Here is an 18,284-nt window from a genome sequence, read left to right on the forward strand (position 1 = left end):
GGACGTCAACGATGACGGGGGCTGCCTGGATTTACGCGGCGCTCTCACGTTCATCGCGAGCAGGCTCGCTCCTACAGGGTCTGCATGCACCCTAGCCAATCCACAAGCAACAAGCGAGGTTGGCGCGATATGCACGCTCATTGGCCGGGATCGCAGCCATGGATCGATTGTCCGGTTTCGGGGGCCGGAACAGACTGGAACCCTCATCACGACGAGGACAACTCAATGAGCAGCACCATCGCCGGCATCAGGATCCCGGACAGCGCGCTGGCCAAGGCCACCACCGAATACATCCGTGACATCGAGTCGGACCTGCTCTACCACCACTCGCGCCGGGTCTTCCTGTTCGGTGCACTGAGCGGTGAGCGCAAGCGATTGGCCTACAACCCGGAGTTGCTGTACGTCGGCGCGATGTTCCATGACCTGGGCCTGGTGCAAGGTCATCGCAGTGACAACGAACGCTTCGAAGTCGATGGAGCCAACGCGGCAGCCGCATTTCTCAAGCCGTACGGATTGAGCGATGACGATATCGAACAGGTCTGGCTATCGATTGCCCTGCACACCACGCCGGGCGTGCCTCAGCACTTGCGGCCCACCGTGGCGCTGGTAACGGCCGGCGTCGAGATGGACGTGCTGGGCATGGACTACGCGGCGTTCTCCTCCGTGCAGCGCGAAGCGGTGGTGCATGCGCATCCACGGGGCGAGGGATTCAAGGAGTGCATCATCTGCGCGTTTGCCGACGGCTTGCGCCATCGTCCGCAGACCACGTTCGGCAATGTGAAGACCGATGTGCTGGTGGATCAGGAGCCGGGGTTCAAGCCGATGAACTTCGTCGAGGTCATCCGTAAATCCCCTTGGACTTCCTGACTGCAGAAGAACCTGTGGGAGCGAGCTTGCTCCCACATTGGATTTGGGTAGACCACTCAAATGTGGTCTACCCAATTCGGGCTCAAGCCGCTTCCGGTGCCTGTGCGCGACGCACGTCCGGTTGCTTCCACGAGTCGGCTGCCGCTTCCTCGATCGCTTGCTGGATCGCACGCTTGCGGCTTTCTTCGGCGCGACGGCTGAAGAACCAGACCATGAAGGTCACGATCGACACGGCCAGCAGGATCAGGCTGGCCACGGCGTTGATCTCGGGCTTCACCCCCAGACGCACCGCCGAGAACACTTCCATCGGCAGGGTCGTGGAACCCGGGCCGGACACGAAGCTCGCCAGCACCAGGTCATCCAGCGACAGGGCGAACGACATCATGCCGCCCGCCGCCAGCGATGGGGCGATCATCGGGATGGTGATCAGGAAGAACACCTTCCACGGTTTCGCGCCCAGGTCCATGGCCGCCTCTTCGATGGACAGGTCCAGCTCGCGCAAACGCGCCGAGACCACCACCGCCACATAGGCCGCACAGAACGTGGTGTGGGCGATCCAGATGGTGACGATGCCGCGCTCCTGCGGCCAGCCGATCATCTGCGCCATGGCCACGAACAGCAGCAACAGCGACAGACCGGTGATCACCTCAGGCATGACCAGTGGCGCGGTGACCAGGCCACCGAACAGGGTGCGGCCCTTGAAGCGCGTAATGCGCGTCAGGACGAACGCCGCCAATGTACCCAGTGCCACCGCCGCCACCGCCGTGTAGCAGGCGATTTCCAGCGAGCGCACCACCGAGCCCATCAACTGGCTGTTGTCGAGCAAGCCGACGTACCACTTGACCGACCAGCCGCCCCACACCGTTACCAGTTTGGAGGCGTTGAACGAGTAGATCACCAGGATCAGCATCGGCGCGTAGATGAATAGCAAACCCGCTACCAGCATGAAACTTGAGAAACGGAAGCGCTTCATTCCTTGCCCTCCATTTCTTTGGCCTGACTACGGTTGAACAGAATGATCGGCACAATCAGGATCGCCAGCATCACCACCGCCAGGGCAGACGCCACCGGCCAGTCACGGTTGTTGAAGAACTCCTGCCAGAGCACTTTACCGATCATCAGGGTTTCCGGACCGCCCAGCAGTTCCGGGATCACGAACTCGCCCACCACCGGGATGAACACCAGCATGCAGCCTGCGATGATGCCGTTTTTCGACAGCGGCACGGTGATTTTCCAGAAGCTGTTGAAGGTGCTCGAACCCAGGTCCGACGCGGCTTCCAGCAGGCTCTGGTCGTGCTTCACCAGGTTGGCGTACAACGGCAGGATCATGAACGGCAGGTAGGAATAGACTACGCCGATGTAGACCGCCAGGTTGGTGTTGAGGATCTGCAGCGGTTCGTCGATCCAGCCCATGCTCATCAGGAAACCATTGAGCAGGCCGTTGTTGCTGAGGATGCCCATCCACGCATAAACGCGGATCAGGATCGCGGTCCAGGTCGGCATCATGATCAGCAGCACCAGCACCGTCTGCACTTCCTTGCGGGCAACGGAGATGCCGTAGGCCATCGGGTAGCCGATCAGCAGGCAGAGGATGGTGCTGAAAAGCGCCATCTTCAACGAGCCGAGGTAAGCGGCGATGTACAGCTCGTCACCGGCCAGCATTGCGTAGTTGCCCAGGTTAAGCAGCAACTGCAGCTTCTGCTCGGCGTAGCTGTAGATTTCGGTGTACGGCGGAATGGCGACGTCCGCTTCGGCGAAGCTGATCTTCAGAACAATGAAGAACGGCAGCATGAAGAACAGGAACAGCCAGATGAAAGGAACTCCGATGACCATCTGACGGCCACCGGGAATTATTCGATTGAGACGGCGTTTGAGTTTGCGCATGTTCATGAGCGAAGTACCACGCCGCTGTCGTCTTCCCAGTACACGTAGACCTGATCACCCCAGGTCGGACGCTGCCCGCGACGCTCGGCGTTGGCCACGAACGACTGCACCAGCTTGCCGCTTGGCAGTTCGACGTAGAACACCGAATGGCCGCCGAGGTAGGCGATGTCGTGCACCTTGCCGCTGGACCAGTTGTACTGGCAGGTCGGCATGTTGGCGGTGACCAGCAGTTTTTCCGGACGTATCGCGTAGGTAACCGACTTGTCCTGCACCGAAGTGCTGATGCCGTGGCCGACATAGATCTGACGATCCAGGTCCTTGCAGGTAATGATCGCGTGGCCTTCGGCGTCGTCGATCACTTCGCCTTCGAAGATGTTCACGTTGCCGATGAATTCGCAGACCAGGCGGCTGGTCGGGGTTTCGTAGATGTCGATCGGGCTGCCGATCTGGGCGATCCAGCCCAGGTGCATGATCGCGATGCGCTCGGCCATGGTCATGGCCTCTTCCTGGTCGTGGGTCACCATCACGCAAGTTACGCCGACGCGCTCGATGATCTCCACCAGCTCCAGCTGCATTTGCGAACGCAGCTTCTTGTCCAGGGCGCCCATCGGTTCGTCGAGCAGCAGCAATTTCGGACGCTTGGCCAGGGAACGGGCCAGGGCCACGCGCTGACGCTGCCCGCCGGACAACTGATGCGGCTTGCGCTTGGCGTACTGGCTCATCTGTACCAGCTTGAGCATGTCCGCCACCCGTGCATCGATTTCAGCGGCCGACAACTTGTCCTGCTTGAGGCCGAAGGCAATGTTCTGCGCCACAGTCATGTGCGGAAACAGGGCGTAGGACTGGAACATCATGTTGATTGGCCGCTCGTAGGGCGGCATGTCAGTGATGTCTACGCCATCGAGGAAAATGCGCCCCTCCGTGGGCCGTTCGAAACCTGCGAGCATGCGCAGCAACGTGGATTTGCCCGATCCCGAACCGCCGAGCAGGGCGAAAATTTCGCCTTTCTTGATTTCCAGGGACACATCGTCCACGGCAATCGTCTCGTCGAACTTCTTCGTGACCCGGTCGATTTTGACCAGTACCTGTTTAGGTGACTGGTCGCCCTCGAGGGCTTTCTTATAGGCGCCGGAGGCAACTGCCATTTACGAAACTCCCAGAAAAAAAGAGTGCAGTTCGCTCAAGGTGAGCCAACCTGGATAGTTTGAGCCTTGAAACTATTTACCCGACTTGACCTTGGTCCAGCTGCGGGTCATCAAACGTTGAATATTCGGCGGTAGCTCGATGGACACGTAGGTCTTGTCGAGCACCGCTTGCGGTGGATAAACCGCTTCGTCGGTGCGAATGGACTGTTCCATCAGTTTGTCCGCCCCCGGATTAGGGTTGGCATAGCCGACGTAATCACTGACCTGGGCAATCACCTCGGGTTTGAGCAAATAGTTGATGAACGCGTTGGCCTGCTTCACGTTGGCCGAGTCCTTCGGAATCGCCAGCATGTCGAACCAGAGCGCGCCGCCCTCTTTCGGGATCGAATAGGCGATGTTCACGCCTTTCTTGGCTTCTTCGGCGCGATTCTTCGCCTGGAAGATGTCGCCGGAGAAACCGATCGCCACGCAGATATCGCCGTTGGCCAGATCCGCGATGTATTTCGAAGAGTGGAAGTAGGTCACGTAAGGTCGCACTGCAAGCAACTTGGCGGTGGCCTTTTCGTAGTCCTTGGGATCGGTGCTGTTGGCATTCAGGCCCATGTAGTTGAGCACTGTCGGCATCATTTCATCGGCGGAGTCGAGGAAGGCTACACCACAGCTTTGCAGTTTCTTGATGTTCTGCGGCTCGAACAGCACGCCCCAGGAATCGATCGTGTCGACGCCCAGCACAGCCTTGACCTTGTCGACGTTGTAGCCGATGCCATTGGTGCCCCACAGGTACGGCACGGCGTACAGGTTGCCCGGATCGTTCTGTTCCAGGCGCTTGAGCAGCACCGGGTCGAGGTTCGAATAGTTCGGCAGCTGCGACTTGTCGAGTTTCTGGAACGCCCCGGCCTTGATCTGTTTGCCGAGAAAGTGGTTCGACGGCACGACCACGTCGTAGCCGGTACGCCCGGCGAGCAACTTGCCTTCCAGGGTTTCGTTGGAATCGAAGACGTCATAAACCGGCTTGATACCGGTCTCTTTCTGGAAGTCGGCCAGGGTGGTCTCGCCGATGTAGTCTGACCAGTTATAAATATGCACGGTACCGGCGGCCTGGACACTGACAGCAATCGTCAGCCCGGCGCCGACCAGCATGGCTTTGCGCAAGAAAGAAAAAACAGGCAAGTGGAGGTCCTCTGAAATTAGTTGGGCCCAAGTTGCCCCGCGTTACATGACAACCGTAGTTGCCCGGCAACAAAACCGGCGCGCAACTTACCCTCGAAAAACCGTTCCAGCAAAACTTTTGTCATTTAATTCAACCTGTTGCCGCCACCGCGCAGGTGACGACAACAGGCCGTTGCATCAAACCGGCTTATTTACCGGATTTGATCTTGGTCCAGCTGCGGGTCATTTCACGCTGGGTCGCCGCTGGCAGGTCGGCGATGGCATACAACTTGGCCTGCACATCGGCTGGCGGGTAGATGCCTGGATCGCTGGTGATGTCTTTTTCTACCAGAGCTGTTGCAGCGGCGTTACCGTTCGGGAAGCGTACGGCGTTGGTGATACTGGCCATGACTTCAGGCTTCTGCAGGAAGGTCATGAACTTGTAGGCGCCCTGAACGTTCTCGGCATCCTTGGGAATCGCGACCATGTCGAAGAAACTGCCAGCGCCTTCTTTCGGAATGGCGTAGCTGACTTTGACCTTGTCACCCGCCTCTGCGGCACGGGACTTGGCCTGCTGAACGTCACCCGAGTAGCCAACCGCTACGCAGATGTTGCCGTTGGCCAGGTCCGAGATGTACTTGGACGAGTGGAAGTAGGTGATCGAAGGACGAATCTTGAGGAACAGTTCCTCGGCTTTCTTGATGTCTTCTTTCTTCTGACTGTCGGTTGGCAGGCCCAGGTAGTGCAGCGCGACCGGGAGCATTTCGGTCGGCGAATCGAGGAAACTCACACCGCAACCCTTGAGCTTGGCAATGTTTTCCGGTTTGAGCAGCACGTCCCAGGAGTCGATGGTATCGACGCCCAACGCAGCCTTGACCTTCGCCGGGTTGTAACCGATGCCGATCGAGCCCCACATGTACGGGAAGGCGTGCTTGTTGCCAGGGTCACTGACCGAAACGGCCTTGAGCAGATCCTGGTTCAGGTTTTTCCAGTTAGGCAGCTTGGACTGGTCCAGCTCCTGATATACGCCGGCCTTGATCTGCTTGGCCAGGAAGTTGTTCGATGGCACGACCACGTCGTAGCCGGACTTGCCCGCCAGCAGTTTGGCTTCCAGGGTCTCGTTGCTGTCGAATACGTCGTAAACGACCTTGATCCCCGACTCTTTCTCGAAGTTCGCGATGGTGTCCGGAGCGATGTAGTCGGACCAGTTGTATACGTGCAACACCTTGTCATCCGCCTGAACCGCACCCGCCATCATGCCCGCGACGGACAGGGCGAGAAGTGTCTTGCCAGCAAGCTTTTTACCTAATGCCTTCATGCGTCATGCTCCAAATTTTTCTTTTTTGAACCACTTTGTTCAGCGGCCGAACCCGGACAACTGGAACTGCAGCTAGTCTGGCAAGATCCGAGGCGGTCTTTCAAGAAAAGACCGGCCTTTGTGACAGCTTTGAGCGAGAGTGCCGCAGCTCCCTCGCTCTGAGCCTAGCACTTAGCCCTGCAATGCACTCAGGGTCAGGTCAAGGCACTTGCGAGCCTTGGCCACCAGCTCATCGATTTCCGCCGGCGTGATCACCAGTGGCGGAGCGATGATCATGGTGTCGCCGACTGCGCGCATGATCAGGCCATTGTCGAAGCAGAACTGACGGCAGATCATGCCGACGCCCTTGCCCTCGTAACGCTTGCGAGTGGCTTTGTCCTGGACCAGTTCGATGGCCCCCAACAGCCCGACCCCACGAACTTCACCCACCAGCGGGTGATCGTTCAGTTCCCGCAGACGCTTTTGCAAATACGGTGCCGTTTCTGACTTCACGCGCTCGACAATTTTCTCGTCGCGCAGGATACGGATGTTTTCCAGCCCCACAGCCGCCGCCACCGGGTGCCCGGAATAGGTGAAACCGTGGTTGAAGTCGCCGCCCTCGTTGAGCACGTCCACCACTTCATCACGCACGATCAGGCCGCCCATCGGGATGTAGCCCGAGGTCAGGCCCTTGGCGATGGTCATCATGTCTGGCTTGAGGCCGTAGAAATCGCTGCCGAACCACTCGCCGGTGCGACCGAAACCGCAAATCACTTCGTCAGCCACGAACAGGATGTCGTACTTGGCGAGGATTTCCTTGATGCGCGGCCAGTAGGTCTCTGGCGGAATGATCACGCCACCGGCACCCTGGATCGGTTCGGCAATAAAGGCACCGACGTTGTCGACGCCGACTTCCAGAATCTTTTCTTCCAGCTGGTTGGCCGCCCATACACCGAATTCTTCCGGAGTCATGTCGCCGCCTTCGGCGAACCAGTACGGCTGGGCAATGTGAACGATGCCCGGGATCGGCAAGTCGCCCTGTTCGTGCATGTACGTCATGCCGCCCAGGCTCGCGCCGGCCACGGTGGAACCGTGATAGCCGTTCTTGCGRCTGATGATGACTTTCTTTTTCGGCTGGCCCTTGATCGCCCAGTAGTGACGAACCATACGCAACATGGTGTCGTTGCCTTCAGAGCCGGAACCGGTGAAGAACACATGGTTCATACCCTCTGGCGCGATGTCGGCGATAGCCTTGGCCAGCTCCAGTACCGGTGGGTGCGCCGTCTGGAAGAACAGGTTGTAGTAAGGCAGCTCGCGCATCTGCTTGCTGGCGGCATCGGCCAGTTCATCGCGACCATAACCAATCGCGACACACCACAGGCCGGCCATACCGTCGAGGATCTTGTTACCTTCGCTGTCCCAGAGGTAAACGCCCTTGGCGTTGGTAATGATCCGCGGGCCTTTCTCTTTCAGCTGCTTGAAGTCGCTGAACGGAGCCAGGTGGTGGTCATTGCTCAAGGTTTGCCATTCACGGGTTTGCGGATTGTTGCTGGTCATGTGAATCTCCTAAAAAAATCAGGTGTAAGCGCCACCAGGTAGCGGCGGCGCCTGGCGTATCAGACGGCAAAGAGCAGGAATTCCCTTTCCCACGAACTGATCACGCGCTTGAAGTTTTCATGCTCGGCCCGCTTGACCGCGACGTAGCCAGTGATGAAATTTTTGCCGAGGTATTTCTCGATGGTTGAACTGTTTTCCATGCGTTCCAGCGCGTCTTCGATGGTCAGCGGCAGGCGCAGGTTGCGGCGTTCATAGCCACGTCCCACCACCGGTGCACTCGGGTTCAGGCCTTCGACCATGCCGATGTAACCGCAGAGCAGGCTCGCGGCAATTGCCAGGTAGGGGTTGGCATCGGCGCCCGGCAGGCGGTTTTCCACCCGACGGTTTTGCGGCCCCGCATCCGGCACCCGCAGGCCCACGGTGCGGTTCTCTTCGCCCCACTCCACGTTCACCGGTGCCGAAGTATCCGGCAGGAAGCGGCGGAACGAGTTGACGTTGGGTGCGAACAGCGGCAACAGCTCGGGAATGAGTTTCTGCAGACCACCGATGTGGTGCAGGAACAGCTGGCTCATGGTCCCGTCTTCATTAGAAAAGATGTTCTTGCCGGTCTCGATGTCGATGACGCTCTGGTGCAAGTGCATGGCGCTGCCCGGCTCGCCGGTCATCGGCTTGGCCATGAAGGTCGCAGCGACGTTGTGCTTGAGCGCGGCCTCGCGCATGGTGCGCTTGAACACCAGGATCTGGTCGGCCAGGGACAGGGCATCGCCGTGACGGAAGTTGATTTCCATCTGCGCCGTGCCGTCCTCGTGGATCAGCGTATCGAGGTCCAGGTCCTGCAGTTCGCACCAGTCATAGACGTCTTCGAACAGCGGATCGAACTCGTTCGCCGCTTCAATGGAGAACGACTGACGACCGGTTTCCGGGCGACCGGAGCGACCGACCGGCGGCTGCAACGGGTAGTCCGGGTCGTCACTGCGCTTGGTCAGGTAAAACTCCATTTCCGGCGCCACGATCGGCTGCCAGCCTTTGTCGGTATAGAGTTTCAGGACTTTCTTGAGCACGTTGCGCGGCGACAGCTCGATCGGGTTGCCTTGCTTGTCGTAGGTATCGTGGATGACGATGGCGGTCGGCTCGATGGCCCACGGCACCAGGTACACCGCACTCTGGTCGGGGCGGCAGATCATGTCGATGTCGGCCGGGTCGAGCAGTTCGTAATAGATGTCGTCTTCGACGTAATCGCCGGTCACGGTCTGCAACAGCACGCTCTCTGGCAGGCGCATGCCCTTTTCGGCGATGAATTTGTTGGTCGGCGAAATCTTGCCCCGGGTAATCCCGGTCAAGTCGGCGATCATGCATTCGACTTCTGTGATCTTGTGGTTTTTCAACCAATCGGTGAGCTGGTCGAGGTTGTTACTCATAAATGCCTCTAGGCTTGAGTTGTCTGACCCTTTTAAGGTCAGGCGTTGTTTGACGCATCGGCGTCGCGTTGTAGAGCGTTTGCGCGGCAGATTATCGTGCTTGCCAACGCGGCTGCAGAGGCCGGGCGTGCAGAATCGCGAGCGGAGCCCTGAACGATGGTCAGGCCGCTATTGTGAATCGGTTCTATATTGAATGGAGTAACCGTAATGGGGGTGCCATCGCGACCGTCCAGAATATCGGACGGGGACGGTCGAACCGTCAGGGACGCAAGGATCACCGGAACCGCCGAGGCCACGGAACGGACGGACGTGTCATCACTGATGTGATAAACATGCCGACCGACCTGTCTTGAGCAGTCGGTGACGCCGATTATCGGCAGGCGAGACATGAAGCACCCCGGTATTATTGCTGTTATGGGTTTGATTCGAGCTTAGCCTTGTTCATTTTTTTACACAACACCCCCGTAAAAAATACAACACGGCCCGCTCAAGCCTGCGGGCGCCACTGGGGCCAAAGGCATAAAAACGCCCCAAAGCGCCTCAAAAAAGCCACACAAGCGCTTTTTTAGGGCAAAAAAGGCCTCGCTTGACTTCGGCATGCCGTTCGGGTTGACTGGAATCTGAAAAGATCAATGATTGATATTTTTAACAACAAAGGTGTTGCATCATGTCGGTACCCCCGCGTGCCGTTCAGCTTAACGAAGCGAACGCGTTCCTTAAGGAACATCCTGAGGTTCTGTACGTTGACCTTCTGATTGCGGATATGAATGGTGTGGTGCGCGGCAAGCGCATCGAACGCACCAGCCTCCACAAGGTTTACGAGAAAGGCATCAACCTGCCGGCCTCTTTATTTGCTCTGGATATCAATGGCTCGACGGTGGAAAGCACCGGCCTGGGCCTGGACATCGGTGATGCTGACCGAATCTGCTATCCAATCCCCGATACCCTGTGCAACGAGCCATGGCAGAAGCGCCCGACCGCGCAACTGTTGATGACCATGCACGAACTCGAAGGCGAGCCATTCTTCGCCGACCCGCGTGAAGTGCTGGCCAACGTGGTGCGCAAGTTCGACGAAATGGGCCTGACCATCTGCGCCGCGTTCGAACTGGAGTTCTACCTGATCGACCAGGAGAACGTGAACGGTCGTCCGCAACCGCCTCGCTCGCCGGTTTCCGGCAAACGTCCGCACTCGACACAGGTCTACCTGATCGACGACCTCGACGAATACGTCGACTGCCTCCAGGACATTCTGGAAGGTGCCAAAGAGCAAGGCATTCCGGCCGACGCCATCGTCAAGGAAAGTGCCCCGGCGCAGTTCGAAGTCAACCTGCACCACGTGGCTGACCCGATCAAGGCCTGCGACTACGCGGTCCTGCTCAAGCGCCTGATCAAGAACATCGCCTACGACCATGAAATGGACACCACCTTCATGGCCAAGCCGTATCCGGGCCAGGCGGGCAATGGTCTGCACGTCCATATCTCGATTCTCGACAAAGACGGCAAGAATATTTTTGCCAGTGAGGATCCCGAGCAGAACGCCGCACTGCGTCACGCGATCGGCGGTGTGCTCGAGACCCTACCGGCGCAGATGGCCTTCCTCTGCCCGAACGTCAACTCGTACCGTCGTTTCGGCGCACAGTTCTACGTGCCGAACTCGCCGTGCTGGGGCCTGGACAACCGCACCGTAGCGATTCGCGTACCGACCGGTGCCGCCGATGCCGTACGCATCGAACACCGTGTGGCCGGCGCCGATGCCAACCCGTACCTGCTGATGGCTTCGGTCCTGGCGGGCGTGCACCACGGCCTGACCAACAAGGTCGAGCCTGGCGCTCCAGTGGAAGGCAACAGCTACGAGCAAAACGAGCAGAGCCTGCCGAACAACCTGCGCGATGCACTGCGCGAGCTGGACGACAGCGAAGTCATGGCCAAGTACATCGATCCGAAATACATCGATATCTTCGTCGCATGCAAAGAGAGCGAGCTGGAGGAGTTCGAACACTCCATCTCCGACCTCGAGTACAACTGGTACCTGCATACCGTTTAATCGGTTGCAGTAGTAAAAAAACGCCGCCGGCCTCACAGCCTGCGGCGTTTTTTTATGGGTTCATTTCGGCTGAGTGATGACTGGCATTTCCGGGACAACTCCTACACAACCATCAGACAGTGATTACATCGATTACCTCGCCGCAAGATCAAACTTCAGGGTCCCGAGATTTGATCCGGTCGCCCCTCCAAGTGTTGAGTTTTGAGTTTTGCATTTATGACTAAAATTCCATTAGGTACCGCCATTACCCTGATCGTCGCTGGTCTGTGCGCCACTGCGTGGGCCAAAACTCCCGATACTGCCCCATGGAGTTACGCAGGACCCTCTGGCCCGGAAAACTGGGGCGAACTGAAAAGCGAATACAGCCTTTGCAAGTCAGGGAACGAACAGTCACCGATCGACATCCAAAACGCGTTCGAGTACCCATTCAAACCGGCGTCCTTCAGCTATCGCCCAAACAAAGTTACCGTACTGAACAACGGCCATACGATTCAGGTGTCTGCGCCAAATTCAGGTAGTGTCTCCCTGCCCTCCGGTACTTTTTCCCTCGTGCAATTACACTTTCACACACCTGCTGAAGAAACGATTCAGGGCCGCACTTATCCATTGGGCGCACATCTGGTTCACCGAAATGACGCAGGCGAACTGGCGATTATTGCCTTGATGTATGAAGAGGGCGCACACAACACGGCACTGGAACCGATCTTCGCCGCCATGCCCAGGAATGCAGGCGGCATGGTCACCTTGAACAACGCGAACATTGCCGATTTATTGCCTGAAAACCATAACGCCTATGCCTTCATGGGTTCTCTTACAGAGCCACCGTGCACTGAAGGTGTACGGTGGAACGTGCTGACGACTGCGGTGCAATTGTCCCAGGCACAACTGGAGGCTTTTCGAGCGATATATCCAATGAATGCTCGCCCGATCCAACCCTTGAACGATCGTAGCGTGGTGGTCGGTAAATGAGTCATCGGGACTGCCAAGCGAGGCGGTGAGTCAATACAGACAAGGGGCGAGTCGACTCGTACAATGCCCGCTGCCCCGCAGGAGACTCCGATGACACGCGTAGCCACCCCCCGCAAACCCCGCGCACGCAGCCAGGCCCGGATCGATTCGATTCTCGATGCGGCCCGCACGCTGTTGGCCGCCGAGGGCGTGGCCAGTCTGTCGATCTACAGCGTCGCCGAGCGCGCGGAGATTCCACCCTCCTCGGTCTACCACTTCTTCGCCAGCGTGCCTGCCCTGCTCGAAGCCTTGACCGCCGACGTCCATGCGGCCTTCCGCGCCTGCCTGCAAGCCCCCATCGATCACCTCGCCTTGAATGGCTGGCGCGATCTGTCGCGACTGGTGGAACAACGCATGCTCGACATCTATGCAGAGGACGCCGCCGCCCGCCAACTCATACTGGCCCAGCACGGCCTGACCGAAGTCACCCAGGCCGACCGCCAGCACGACATCGAATTGGGCGACCTGATGCACAAGTTGTTCAACCATCACTTCGAGCTGCCGACATTGCCGAGCGATGTCGATGTGTTCGCCCTGGCCATGGAGCTGGGCGACCGGGTGTATGCGCGCTCGGTGCAGCAGCACGGGCAGATTACGCCGCGCATGGCTGAAGAAGGGATGCGGGTATTTGATGCTTATGTGGGGTTGTATTTGCCGCCGTATTTGCCCAAGCGGAATCTCTAGCGCACACACCGGCCTCATCGCGAGCAAGCTCGCTCCCACAAGGATCTTCAGTGAACTCAGATTCTGTGAACGACAAATAATCCTGTGGGAGCGAGCTTGCTCGCGATGGCCGCACCGCTCAGCTCAAGACAAGCACACATGAAAAAACCCCGAAGGGCTCAAACCCTTCGGGGTTGATGTTTACGCATATTGCTTACAACTTGGCGATCGACACCTCGGTGGATTTCACAAACGCGATCACTTCACTGCCGACCGCCAGTTCCAGCTCTTTCACCGAGCGCGTGGTGATCACCGAAGTGACGATGCCGGAAGCGGTCTGCACGTCGATTTCCGACAGCACGTCGCCGAGGACGATTTCCTTGATGGAGCCTTTGAACTGGTTGCGAACGTTGATGGCCTTGATTGTCATGATGTTGATTCCTGTCGTTGGATGAGGCTTGAGTTATTGAGCCCAGCGCAACTGCGTGGGCAAGGGTGAAACAGGTTCCGGCTCCGGCGGCTGGCCGGGCAGCGCCAGCACGCGATTGAGCACTTCGGTTTCCAGCGCCGCCAGCCGATGGGAACCGCGCACCCGAGGGCGCGGCAATTCCACGTGCAGGTCGAGGCCGACTTCGCCGTCTTCGATCAGGATCACCCGATCGGCAATCGCCACCGCTTCGCTGACGTCATGGGTCACCAGCAATACGGTGAAGCCGTGCTGCTGCCAGAGTCGTTCGATCAGTTGCTGCATTTCAATTCGGGTCAGGGCATCCAGCGCCCCCAAGGGTTCATCGAGCAACAGCAGGCGCGGCTGATGAATCAACGCACGGGCCAAAGCCACGCGTTGCTTCTGCCCACCGGACAACGCTGCCGGCCACTCATTGGCGCGATCGGCCAGGCCCACCGCTTCCAAGGCTTCAAGCGCTTGCGGCCGCCAGTTGCCCTTGAGGCCGAGACCGACGTTGTCGATGATCTTTTTCCAAGGCAACAAACGCGCTTCCTGGAACATCAGCCGCGTGTCTTCCCGCGCTTCACGCAATGGCGCGGCACCGGCGAGCAACTCACCGCCCGAGGGTTGATCGAGACCGGCGAGCAAGCGCAGCAAGGTACTTTTGCCGCAGCCGCTACGACCGACCACGGCGACAAACTGACCCGCCGGAATGTGCAGGTCGATCTCGCGCAGCACCTGCCGTGCACCGAAAGTTTTTTGCAACTTGCGCACCACCAGCGGAGTCCCGCGCAGCAGGCGTGGAGGTTGTTGGGCGGTCATACCGAACCTCCCCTGGCAACCTGATACGCCGGGTGCCAGCGCAGCCACACACGCTCAAGTCCACGGGCCGCGAGGTCAGCCAGTTTGCCGAGCACCGCGTACAACAGAATCGCCAGCACCACCACGTCGGTCTGCAAAAACTCCCGGGCATTCATGGCCAGATAGCCGATGCCGGAACTCGCGGAGATGGTTTCCGCCACGATCAACGTCAGCCACATAAAACCCAGGGCAAAGCGCACGCCGACCAGAATCGAAGGCAGCGCCCCCGGCAGAATCACCTGCCAGAACAGACCGAAACCCGACAAGCCATAACTGCGCGACATCTCCACCAGCGCCGGGTCGACGTTGCGGATGCCGTGATAGGTATTGAGGTAAATCGGGAACAACGTGCCCAGCGCCACCAGGAAAATCTTCGCCGACTCGTCGATGCCGAACCACAGAATCACCAGTGGAATCAGCGCCAGGTGCGGCACGTTGCGGATCATCTGCACCGAACTGTCGAGCAGGCGCTCGCCCCACTTCGACAGACCGGTGATGAAGCCAAGCGTCAGGCCGATGCCGCCGCCGATGGTGAAGCCCAGCGCGGCACGCCAGCCACTGATCGCCAGGTGCGTCCAGATTTCGCCGCTGCGCACCAGGCTCACGCCGGCCTCGATGACGGCGATCGGCGCCGGCAGAATCCGTGTCGACAACCAGCCCATCGACACACTCAACTGCCACACCGCCAGCAACAACACCGGCAACGCCCAGGGCGCCAGGCTGTGGATGATTTTCTTCATGACCGCGCCTCAGCTCTGGGACGCGGCTTTGGGCAGAATGTCGTTGGCGACCATCTCGCCGAACGGGCTGACGTAGCCGGCACTTTTCGGCAGTTCTGGACGCTCGACATCGAGGTGCGGGAACAGCAACTCGGCCACCCGGTACGACTCTTCCAGGTGCGGGTATCCCGAAAAAATAAAGGTGTCGATGCCCAGGTCCGCGTACTCCTTCACACGGGCGGCCACGGTCGGACCATCGCCCACCAGCGCCGTACCCGCACCGCCGCGCACCAGACCGACACCGGCCCACAGGTTAGGGCTGACCTCCAGATTGTCGCGGTTGCCGCCATGCAATGCGGCCATGCGTTGCTGACCGACCGAATCGAAACGCGCCAGCGAAGCCTGGGCACGGGCGATGGTGTCGTTGTCGAGATGGGAGATCAGTCGATCCGCGGCCTTCCAGGCCTCATCGTTGGTTTCACGCACGATCACGTGCAGGCGAATGCCGAAGCGCACGGTGCGTCCAAGCTTGGCGGCCTTGGCGCGGACCTGTTCGATTTTTTCCGCGACGGCGGCCGGTGGTTCGCCCCAGGTCAGGACCATTTCCACCTGTTCGGCGGCCAGGTCTTGCGCGGCTTCCGAGGAGCCGCCGAAGTACAGCGGAGGACGCGGTTGCTGGATCGGTGGATACAGCAATTTCGCGCCTTTCACGCTGATGTGCTGACCATCGTAATCGACGGTTTCGCCTTCCAGCACCCGACGCCATATACGGGTGAACTCCACCGAGGCCTGATAGCGTTCTTCGTGGCTGAGGAACAGACCATCGCCCGCCAACTCTTCCGGATCACCGCCGGTCACCAGGTTGAACAGCGCACGACCACCAGACAGCCGATCCAGGGTCGCGGCCTGACGCGCCGCCACCGTCGGGGAAATGATCCCGGGGCGCAGGGCGACAAGGAACTTCAAGCGCTGGGTCACCGGAATCAGCGATGCCGCCACCAGCCACGAGTCTTCACACGAGCGGCCGGTAGGGATCAGTACCCCGCCGAACCCCAGGCGATCCGCTGCCTGTGCGACTTGTTGCAGGTAACCGTGATCGACGGCACGTGCGCCTTCAGCGGTGCCAAGGTAATGGCCATCGCCGTGGGTGGGCAGGAACCAGAAAATATTGAGGCTCATGGAGTGGTCTCCTTGGGGAATCGAATTATTGGGCTTTGGCAACGGCAGCCGGCGGCGTCCAGATCACGTCCTTGATGCTCAACGGCTTGGGAATCAGCTTGAGCTGGTAGAAGCTGTCGGCGATTTTCTGTTGCGCCGCGACCACTTCCGGGGTGAGGAACAGCGCGCCATAGCCCTGGCGTTTCACCGAAGTCAGGGTGATGTCCGCTGGCAGGCCGAGCAGCGGAGAAACCTGTTGGGTCACCTCTTGCGGGTTAGCCCTGGACCACTCGCCCACCGCGCGCACTTCTTCGACCAGGGTCTTGATCACCTCGGGATTCTTCTGCGCATAAGGTTTGGTCGCCAGGTAGAACTGATGGTTGTCGACGATGCCCTGGCCATCGCGCAGGGTGCGCGCTTGCAGCTGTTGTTCGGCGGCGGCCTGGTACGGGTCCCAGATCACCCAGGCGTCGACGCTGCCACGCTCGAACGCGGCGCGGGCATCGGCCGGCGGCAGGAATACGGTCTGGATGTCGGTGTATTTGAGGCCGGCGTCTTCCAGTGCGCGCACCAGCAGGTAGTGCACGTTGGAGCCCTTGTTGAGCACGACTTTCTTGCCTTTGAGGTCCGCCACCGATTTGACCGGCGAGTCCTTCGGCACCAGGATCGCCTCACTGTGGGGCGCTGGCGGTTCGTAGGCGACGTAGAGCAAATCGGCACCGGCCGCCTGAGCGAACACGGGCGGAGTCTCACCGGTGACGCCGAAGTCGATGGAGCCGACGTTCAAGCCTTCAAGCAGTTGCGGGCCACCGGGGAATTCAGTCCATTGCACGTCCACGCCTTGGGCGGCGAGGCGTTTTTCCAGCGTGCCCTTGGCTTTGAGCAGCACCAGGGTGCCGTATTTCTGATAGCCGATTCGTAAAGTCTCGGCCTGAGCTTGAGTAATGGCGCCGAAGGTGACAGCCGCAGCAAACAGAGCGACCAGACCACGACGCAAAATGACAGGGCGCATGGCGCTCTCCTTTTTGCAGTTGGGTTTTGGCTGCACCTGCTTGCCCGTTGGCGGGCGAGTAAGGCCAGTACTTCAATTTTTCGGTGAGACTCAAATGCTCCAGCGAGCACTCAACAAACGATCATTCAACAGGTTCGGATCAAGCGGCTTGGGCCGTCGCGCCATGGCGCTGAAAAACAGCTCCAGCGATTCATTCAGTCGTTGTTCCAGCTCCGGCGCCAACTGCGCCAGTGCGCTACCTTCGCCGTAGGCGATCTGGCTGTCGACGGCGAAAATCCCCTGCAGCATTTCCTGGGCCTTCAAGGCCGACAGTACCGGCTTGAGCGCGTAATCCACCGCCAGCATGTGGGCGATGCTTCCGCCAGTGGCCATCGGCAAAACCACCTTATGGCTCAAGGCGCGCTCGGGCAGCAGGTCCAGCACGACTTTCAGCGCACCGGAAAACGATGCCTTGTAAACCGGTGTGGCGATCAGCAGGCCATCGGCGTTTTCAATCTGTTGCAGCAGGTCGATCACCTTAGGGCTGTCGAAGCGTGCGTGCAGCAGGTCTTCGGCCGGGAAGTCCCGTACCTGATAACTCACCACTTCCACGCCCTGCTCTTGTAACCATTGCCGGGAGCGATCCAGCAGCACCCCGGAACGAGAGCGCTGGCTGGGACTGCCACCGAGTGAGACAACCAACATTCAGACGATTCCTTGCACGGTGTTGGCGATTCGCGGTTTGCGATCTCGCTTCGATGGAGTGACCTTAACAGCTGATTTATATATCTATAAATCATATTTATTCATTTGGTTATGCATTAAAGAAATATACAATTCGGCTTCTTCCAGACATCGGCATAGGGGACGGCCTTCATAGACCGTACCCCTGCCACACCACCCGGCATGCGGGTCCGCACCGGGCGGTTCGAGGGATTGAGGTCAGGAGAGACGTGGAAGTCCCAAGCGATCAAACCACGCGAGATTAAGCACCCAATTCAAGGCCCATCGACTGTTGTCCCACCAACGACGGGTGTTACATGCCACTTTCTGGGCGACTTCTTTACTCGCACCC

General features: G+C 59.2%; 17 protein-coding genes. 4 read left to right on the plus strand and 13 right to left on the minus strand.

Annotation, left to right across the window (positions count from 1 at the left end; genetic code table 11):
- Positions 1–225: 225 nt before the first annotated feature.
- The gene (locus AC1DU9_RS12055) at positions 226–867 is read left to right on the plus strand and encodes an HD domain-containing protein (RefSeq protein ID WP_223456578.1); all 642 of its coding nucleotides are present in this window, start codon (positions 226–228) and stop codon (positions 865–867) included.
- A gap of 82 nt (positions 868–949) precedes the next feature.
- Here the strand turns inward: AC1DU9_RS12055 and AC1DU9_RS12060 are convergent, their stop codons facing one another.
- The 7 genes from AC1DU9_RS12060 to AC1DU9_RS12090 all read right to left on the minus strand — a co-directional run bounded on the left by AC1DU9_RS12060 (position 950) and on the right by AC1DU9_RS12090 (position 9,317).
- Complete coding sequence (locus AC1DU9_RS12060; protein ID WP_223456576.1) at positions 950–1,840, minus strand: ABC transporter permease subunit; 891 nt, start codon at positions 1,838–1,840, stop codon at positions 950–952.
- Entirely contained in the window at positions 1,837–2,718 is an 882-nt protein-coding gene (locus AC1DU9_RS12065; RefSeq protein WP_191622238.1) for an ABC transporter permease subunit, read from the minus strand. The genes AC1DU9_RS12060 and AC1DU9_RS12065 overlap by 4 nt, the downstream gene beginning before the upstream one ends.
- A 35-nt stretch (positions 2,719–2,753) precedes the next feature.
- Complete coding sequence (locus AC1DU9_RS12070) at positions 2,754–3,896, minus strand: ABC transporter ATP-binding protein (protein ID WP_223456574.1); 1,143 nt, start codon at positions 3,894–3,896, stop codon at positions 2,754–2,756.
- 72 nt (positions 3,897–3,968) lie between these two features.
- On the minus strand, positions 3,969–5,066 hold the full coding sequence (locus AC1DU9_RS12075) for a polyamine ABC transporter substrate-binding protein (protein ID WP_317851105.1): 1,098 nt from the start codon (positions 5,064–5,066) through the stop codon (positions 3,969–3,971).
- Positions 5,067–5,253: 187 nt separating this feature from the next.
- Positions 5,254–6,363, minus strand: a complete 1,110-nt coding sequence (locus AC1DU9_RS12080) for a polyamine ABC transporter substrate-binding protein (protein ID WP_223456572.1) — start codon at positions 6,361–6,363, stop codon at positions 5,254–5,256.
- A 171-nt stretch (positions 6,364–6,534) separates the two neighbouring features.
- Positions 6,535–7,899: an aspartate aminotransferase family protein gene (locus AC1DU9_RS12085; protein ID WP_477810196.1), complete on the minus strand. Its 1,365-nt coding sequence runs from the start codon at positions 7,897–7,899 to the stop codon at positions 6,535–6,537.
- Positions 7,900–7,958: 59 nt separating this feature from the next.
- Positions 7,959–9,317, minus strand: a complete 1,359-nt coding sequence (locus AC1DU9_RS12090; RefSeq protein ID WP_223456570.1) for a glutamine synthetase family protein — start codon at positions 9,315–9,317, stop codon at positions 7,959–7,961.
- A 667-nt stretch (positions 9,318–9,984) separates the two neighbouring features.
- Between AC1DU9_RS12090 and AC1DU9_RS12095 the strand changes: the two genes are divergently transcribed.
- The 3 genes from AC1DU9_RS12095 to AC1DU9_RS12105 all read left to right on the plus strand — a co-directional run bounded on the left by AC1DU9_RS12095 (position 9,985) and on the right by AC1DU9_RS12105 (position 13,053).
- Positions 9,985–11,361, plus strand: a complete 1,377-nt coding sequence (locus AC1DU9_RS12095; RefSeq protein ID WP_223456569.1) for a glutamine synthetase family protein — start codon at positions 9,985–9,987, stop codon at positions 11,359–11,361.
- A 216-nt stretch (positions 11,362–11,577) separates the two neighbouring features.
- Entirely contained in the window at positions 11,578–12,330 is a 753-nt protein-coding gene (locus AC1DU9_RS12100) for a carbonic anhydrase (RefSeq protein WP_223456568.1), read from the plus strand.
- A gap of 90 nt (positions 12,331–12,420) precedes the next feature.
- Positions 12,421–13,053 carry a TetR/AcrR family transcriptional regulator gene (locus tag AC1DU9_RS12105; RefSeq protein ID WP_477810197.1) on the plus strand — a complete coding sequence of 211 codons (633 nt, stop codon included), beginning with the start codon at positions 12,421–12,423 and terminating at the stop codon, positions 13,051–13,053.
- Positions 13,054–13,246: 193 nt separating this feature from the next.
- On the opposite strand, the gene AC1DU9_RS12110 is transcribed toward AC1DU9_RS12105, so the two are convergent.
- From AC1DU9_RS12110 to ssuE, 6 genes are all read right to left on the minus strand, one after another.
- Positions 13,247–13,462, minus strand: coding sequence for a TOBE domain-containing protein (locus tag AC1DU9_RS12110; protein WP_007967989.1), 216 nt, complete (start codon positions 13,460–13,462; stop codon positions 13,247–13,249).
- A 33-nt stretch (positions 13,463–13,495) separates the two neighbouring features.
- Complete coding sequence (ssuB, locus tag AC1DU9_RS12115) at positions 13,496–14,302, minus strand: aliphatic sulfonates ABC transporter ATP-binding protein (protein ID WP_477810198.1); 807 nt, start codon at positions 14,300–14,302, stop codon at positions 13,496–13,498.
- Positions 14,299–15,081 carry an aliphatic sulfonate ABC transporter permease SsuC gene (gene ssuC / locus AC1DU9_RS12120; protein ID WP_223456565.1) on the minus strand — a complete coding sequence of 261 codons (783 nt, stop codon included), beginning with the start codon at positions 15,079–15,081 and terminating at the stop codon, positions 14,299–14,301. Before ssuC ends, ssuB begins: the two co-directional genes overlap by 4 nt.
- A gap of 9 nt (positions 15,082–15,090) precedes the next feature.
- The gene (gene ssuD / locus AC1DU9_RS12125) at positions 15,091–16,239 is read right to left on the minus strand and encodes an FMNH2-dependent alkanesulfonate monooxygenase (RefSeq protein WP_223456563.1); all 1,149 of its coding nucleotides are present in this window, start codon (positions 16,237–16,239) and stop codon (positions 15,091–15,093) included.
- Positions 16,240–16,264: 25 nt separating this feature from the next.
- A complete protein-coding gene (locus AC1DU9_RS12130; RefSeq protein ID WP_477810199.1) occupies positions 16,265–17,230 on the minus strand; it encodes a sulfonate ABC transporter substrate-binding protein in 966 nt (321 codons plus the stop codon).
- Between the two features lie 90 nt (positions 17,231–17,320).
- Positions 17,321–17,914, minus strand: coding sequence for an NADPH-dependent FMN reductase (ssuE, locus tag AC1DU9_RS12135; protein WP_223456559.1), 594 nt, complete (start codon positions 17,912–17,914; stop codon positions 17,321–17,323).
- Between the last annotated feature and the right edge of the window lie 370 nt (positions 17,915–18,284).

It is taken from the genome of Pseudomonas sp. P4_C1, from assembly GCF_056402155.1.

Excerpts from the sequence above, each read along its gene's own strand:
- AC1DU9_RS12130 (WP_477810199.1), bottom strand. The coding sequence starts at position 17,230 with ATGCGCCCTGTCATTTTGCGTCGTGGTCTGGTCGCTCTGTTTGCTGCG.
- ssuB (WP_477810198.1), bottom strand. The coding sequence starts at position 14,302 with ATGACCGCCCAACAACCTCCACGCCTGCTGCGCGGGACTCCGCTGGTG.
- ssuE (WP_223456559.1), bottom strand. The coding sequence starts at position 17,914 with ATGTTGGTTGTCTCACTCGGTGGCAGTCCCAGCCAGCGCTCTCGTTCC.
- AC1DU9_RS12080 (WP_223456572.1), bottom strand. The coding sequence starts at position 6,363 with ATGAAGGCATTAGGTAAAAAGCTTGCTGGCAAGACACTTCTCGCCCTG.
- ssuD (WP_223456563.1), bottom strand. The coding sequence starts at position 16,239 with ATGAGCCTCAATATTTTCTGGTTCCTGCCCACCCACGGCGATGGCCAT.
- AC1DU9_RS12100 (WP_223456568.1), top strand. The coding sequence starts at position 11,578 with ATGACTAAAATTCCATTAGGTACCGCCATTACCCTGATCGTCGCTGGT.
- AC1DU9_RS12070 (WP_223456574.1), bottom strand. The coding sequence starts at position 3,896 with ATGGCAGTTGCCTCCGGCGCCTATAAGAAAGCCCTCGAGGGCGACCAG.
- AC1DU9_RS12095 (WP_223456569.1), top strand. The coding sequence starts at position 9,985 with ATGTCGGTACCCCCGCGTGCCGTTCAGCTTAACGAAGCGAACGCGTTC.
- ssuC (WP_223456565.1), bottom strand. The coding sequence starts at position 15,081 with ATGAAGAAAATCATCCACAGCCTGGCGCCCTGGGCGTTGCCGGTGTTG.
- AC1DU9_RS12055 (WP_223456578.1), top strand. The coding sequence starts at position 226 with ATGAGCAGCACCATCGCCGGCATCAGGATCCCGGACAGCGCGCTGGCC.
- AC1DU9_RS12060 (WP_223456576.1), bottom strand. The coding sequence starts at position 1,840 with ATGAAGCGCTTCCGTTTCTCAAGTTTCATGCTGGTAGCGGGTTTGCTA.
- AC1DU9_RS12110 (WP_007967989.1), bottom strand. The coding sequence starts at position 13,462 with ATGACAATCAAGGCCATCAACGTTCGCAACCAGTTCAAAGGCTCCATC.
- AC1DU9_RS12090 (WP_223456570.1), bottom strand. The coding sequence starts at position 9,317 with ATGAGTAACAACCTCGACCAGCTCACCGATTGGTTGAAAAACCACAAG.
- AC1DU9_RS12105 (WP_477810197.1), top strand. The coding sequence starts at position 12,421 with ATGACACGCGTAGCCACCCCCCGCAAACCCCGCGCACGCAGCCAGGCC.